Raw genomic sequence first — 4,979 nt, forward strand, 5'->3', positions numbered from 1 at the left:
TACCAGTAGCCACGCCAGTGTTGGCAGAAGACTCGTCCTCGGTACACTCGATAGTCACATCGGCAGGCGCTGTAATAGTCGGTGGCGTAGTATCCTGGACAGTTATTGTTTGTGTTGCTGTAGCAGTGTTACTACAATTGTCCGTAATAGTAAATGTTCTTAAAACAGTAATAGGACAGTTATTTGTTGATGTTACAACATCAATATATGTTAGACTCTGTATGTTAAAATCATCTGATGCGTTGTAACTTGGATTTGTAGCAAATTCTGATTGAATATCACCAGAAGTTACTGTGCTAAATGGAAATACTGCGCTAGTGTTTGTAATATCTGAAGCAGTACAACCTTCTATAATAATAGTTGCAGGTACAGAAATTATAGGAGATTCGGTGTCATCAGTATCAATTGTATCAGATATATTAAATGTACAGCCATTTGCATCAGTAATAAGAATAGTATAATTACCAGCGGAAAGATTTTCGAATAATCCGCTTGATTGGCTTGTAGAACCACCATCAATTGAGTATGAATATGGTGGCACTCCACCAGATCCAGAAGCTTCAAAACTACCCGTACTTTCACCTAAACATTCTACATTTGTAATCTGAGTTATTGACCCAGAAACTTTTTCCGCAGGTTCAATAACATTTGCAGAATTTGAAGCTGTACATCCATTTGCATCAGTTACAGTAACCGAATAATTTCCAGCAATAACATTAATTAAATCTTCAGTTGTAGCTCCAGTATTCCATAAATAAGTATAAGGCGGAGTTCCTCCGTTTACAGTTAAATCGACTGAACCCGTAGCTTCACCATTACAAAGGATATTTGTAACAGCAATACCTGTACTAAGGGCAGTTGGTTCATTAACTGTTATAGTTGTACTTTGAGTACAAAGTGTTGTTTGATCAGTTACAGTAACTGTATAGTTACCAGCAGGTATACCAGAAACACTTGATGTGGTGTCTGGAAGTGTATCCCAACTATATGTAAATGGACCTGTTCCATTTGATACTACCGCAGTTACACTGCCATTACTTTCTCCGTTGCACACTACTGGTGTAGATGTTCCAGAAATAGATAAATTATTACAAGTACCTGGATTAACCATCACAGTTGCAGATTCCGTACATCCGTTTGCATCCGTAACAGTAACTGTATATGATCCTGATGATAATCCACTTATATTTTGAGTTGTTTCTCCTCCAGGGCTCCAAGAATATGTATAAGGGGAAACTCCACCTGAAGCAGAAGCACTAGCAGTACCATCACCAGTACTAGGACCTAACTCGTCTGTTGCAGAAGCAGATAGGTTTAATGCATTTGTAGGTTCAGTTATTGAGATAGTTTCTTCAACTGGTTGACAAACTGTGCCATCTATTGTTACACTTACATCATAAACACCAGCTGTTACATTATTAATTGTACTTGAAGTTACACCAGCATCAACTTGGCCATTACTCCATGTAAATGTAAACGTTGCGCTTGGGTTGGCATTTGAACTTGCTGTCACTGTTCCTGCTCCTGTGGCATCACCAACACAAAGTACATTAGTAATTGTACCAATAGTTATTTCGGCATCACAAGTATTAACACAAACTATTACTATACTTTGAGTTAATTCACAACCATTTGCATCAGTAACAGTTACTGAATGACTACCAACTGGTAAATTAGTTGCGGTAGTCGTCGTTTGATTACTGGCAGAAGCACTCCATTGATAACTATATGGTGCAGTACCACCTGAAACATCTGCTGATGCCTCGCCATTGGTACAACCTTGTGCAGTATTTGCGTCAGTCTTACTGATATTAAGACTTAAAGGACTTGAAGGTTCTGAAATTGTCGTGCTTGTAGAAGCAGTACACCCATTCGCATCTGTAACCGTAACAGTATAAGAACCAGCAGTTACATCATTTAAGTTTTGAGTTGTAGCCGAATTACTCCAAGAGAATGTATATGGTTGAGTTCCTCCTACCACAGTTGTAAGTATATCACCAGTAGCCTCACCAGTACAATCTACATCTGTTACACTATCAATTGATATACCTAATACATCTGGTTCTGTAAGTGACACGTTTACTGTTGTTGTACAATTGTTCGCATCTGTTACTAATACAGTATAATTTCCATCTGTTAAATTTTCAAAAAGACCAGTTGCTTGATTAGTTGTGCCTCCATCAATGGAGTATTGAAATGGACTTGTTCCACCAGATGCTTCAGAAGTGAAACTTCCTGTTGAATTACCATTACAATCGATATTTGTGGTATTTGTTATAGAAGCAGAAAGTGAATCAGTTGGTTCATCAATGGATTGTTGTATTGTACTTGTACAACCATTAGCATCAGTTACTGTAACTGAATAGTTACCAGCTATTATATTAATTAGGTCTTGTGTGGTTTGACCTGAATTCCATGCATATGTGTAAGGTGCTGTACCACCACTAACAGTTAAATCAACAGCACCTGTTGCATCACCCTTACATAATACATCAGTACTTGAGTTAATACTCGTAGTTAATGCCTCAGATGGTTCTGATATTGTATAACTATCAGTAAATGTACAACCATTACTATCTGTTATGGAAACTGTATATGTCCCAGCTCCAATATTGTTAAGATCCTCAGTTGTTGCTCCGTTACTCCAAGAAAATGTGTAAGGTGCATAACCTCCATTAACTGTTAGGTCAATTGATCCGGTATTCTCACCAAAACAATCCACATCTGTTTCAACTACTGATGCACCGAGTAAAGTTATCAGTATTGGATTACTTGTGTAAGGTGTTTCACAACCTACCAACTTATTTCTAACCAATAAAGTATAACTTCCAGGTGCTAGATCTGTGAAATTTGGCGAATCCTGGTAGGTTACACCATTATCAAGTGTGTATTCATATTCTGACCCTAATGGACTGTCAATAGTTAAATTATAAATATTTGGTGTACCCGTACAAAATATAGTGAATGTTGGATCATCAGGTAATTCTACAAAGCTAAGTGTAACTTCTGCTGTATCGCAAACAGAAGTGTTTGGTGCCGGTAAGCATACTTCGAATTCAAATGTCACGTCACCTGTAAATCCAGGGGAGGGTACATAGGTATAAGTACCATCTGGATTAAATGTAAATGATTGTCCTGCTGGACTTGGAGGTGTAACTATTGAATATGTTGAACCTAATGGTGCATTATTTTTTACTTTTAAATCACCATTAAATGTACCATCAATACAGTTAAATTCCTGTTGGTCCGAGGCATATTTTTGTAAAATGAAAAATTTCCCATCACCATCATCTGATGTTGAGGAAATAAATTCAATTTTTGTTATCAGGGAGCCGGTTGGAGCTATCCTATTCAGTTCATATAATGCTATTGCAATAGATTGGCCATTGTCAATTTCTCTATCAGATTCCCAATAATCAGAACCAGATGCAGGCACGAGTCCACCAGAAGGAGCATTTGGTCCATCACCACCCGTTAGGTTTCCGTCCGTTCTAATAAAAGTATCACCTAAAACTGTTTCTGTTGTGCTGCCTGGTAAAGTACCTATAAATCTTACGTAGAAACAGTTATTACCGCCTCGTTCAGTAACTGCCAAAATACCACCAGCATTAGAAGGAATTGCTGGGCTATAAAATAATGTTTGAAGTTGTGCATCTGTTTCAGGAACTCCATTTGTACCATTTACATCATCAAAATCTAGGCAAATATTTCGTCCATTACCATTAGACGCGAAAAAATGATTTAGATTTCGAGATTGAAAAGCGACTAGAGCAGCATCATCCCAAGCAGTATTATCATTTATATTGGGTGTCGCCGTAATACTTGTGCCTATTACTTGTCCACCATTGCTTCTAATATTGTTAAGATTATGACCTCCAGGCCCTAATCGTGTCAATTGATAACCATTGGGTACAGCAAAGGTGTTAAATACATTACCGTCTATAGTAATAGACTGTATGGTTGCAGGTCTATTGTTTTCAGTATCACTGATATCACCATTACCATTGGTGTCTTGTATATCGAACCATTGGAATGTAACACCTGTTCTTATTGAGGGTTCTTGTTGGCCAACTACTTGAGTGAATCCAAAAATAGGAATCGCAAGAAGAAACATTAATATTAAATGTTTTTTCAAATTACTCGGTATTGTAATACAATTGTACTTGTTTCTCATATTACACATAATAACTTCTAAATGTCATATGTCGCTAAAAGGCTAAACATTACTGCATAAATAGTAGGCAGACTGTTACTCTTTTAACATCATCTGTTTTTGTTCAACTTGAAATACTGAGGGAAGTATCAATAATGCAAATGCTTCCAAAGGCGGATTAATATATTTTTGATTTGGGGTCATTTACATTAATTTTACAAACAAAAGAACTTATATCTAAAGTGATATACAAACATAAGAGTTGAAGCGGCAAAATAATCGATAAAACGGATTTTTTTTACCTTATATCGGATTAACTGGTATTTTATCGATAAGACTAAATGGAAGGTTAATCTAAAATGAACTTTTAAATTATTTAATTTTTGGCTATATATTGTTGTATAATTGCTTTAGTAAAATCTGTCAATTAATACCATTTTATGGTTCATAAAAAAAGAGCAAGTATATAACTTGCTCTTCTTAACATAATTTGAGGGTTGAATTATTCTTTTATGATATAGAAGTAAGAACGCCTGTTCATTTGATGTTCTTCCTCTGTACAATCAACCTTATTAGCACATTTATTTAACAGTTGAGTTTCACCATATCCTATGGCGCTTTCTATTTTATCCTTACTGATACCCCTAGAAATTATATAGTCTCTTGTGGCCTTTGCGCGTCTATCCGAAAGCTTCATATTATATCGGTCTCCACCACGGCTATCCGTGTGGGATTCAATTTTAATGACCATTTCAGGGTGTTTTCTCAAGACATCAACAATATTTTCCAATTCGTATTGAGCATCGGTTCTAATATTCCATTTATC

General features: G+C 36.4%; 2 protein-coding genes. Both read right to left on the bottom strand.

Features of this window, described 5'->3' with window-relative positions:
* Positions 1–4,114, bottom strand: a 4,114-nt coding sequence (locus LBV24_RS14885) for a beta strand repeat-containing protein (RefSeq protein ID WP_224479456.1), incomplete at its 3' end; no start/stop codon positions are given.
* A 541-nt stretch (positions 4,115–4,655) separates the two neighbouring features.
* Positions 4,656–4,979: OmpA family protein (locus tag LBV24_RS14890; protein WP_224478770.1), on the bottom strand; the 324-nt coding region annotated here is incomplete at its 5' end.

This window comes from Winogradskyella vincentii, assembly GCF_020166345.1.
Classification (GTDB): Bacteria; Bacteroidota; Bacteroidia; order Flavobacteriales; family Flavobacteriaceae; genus Winogradskyella; species Winogradskyella vincentii.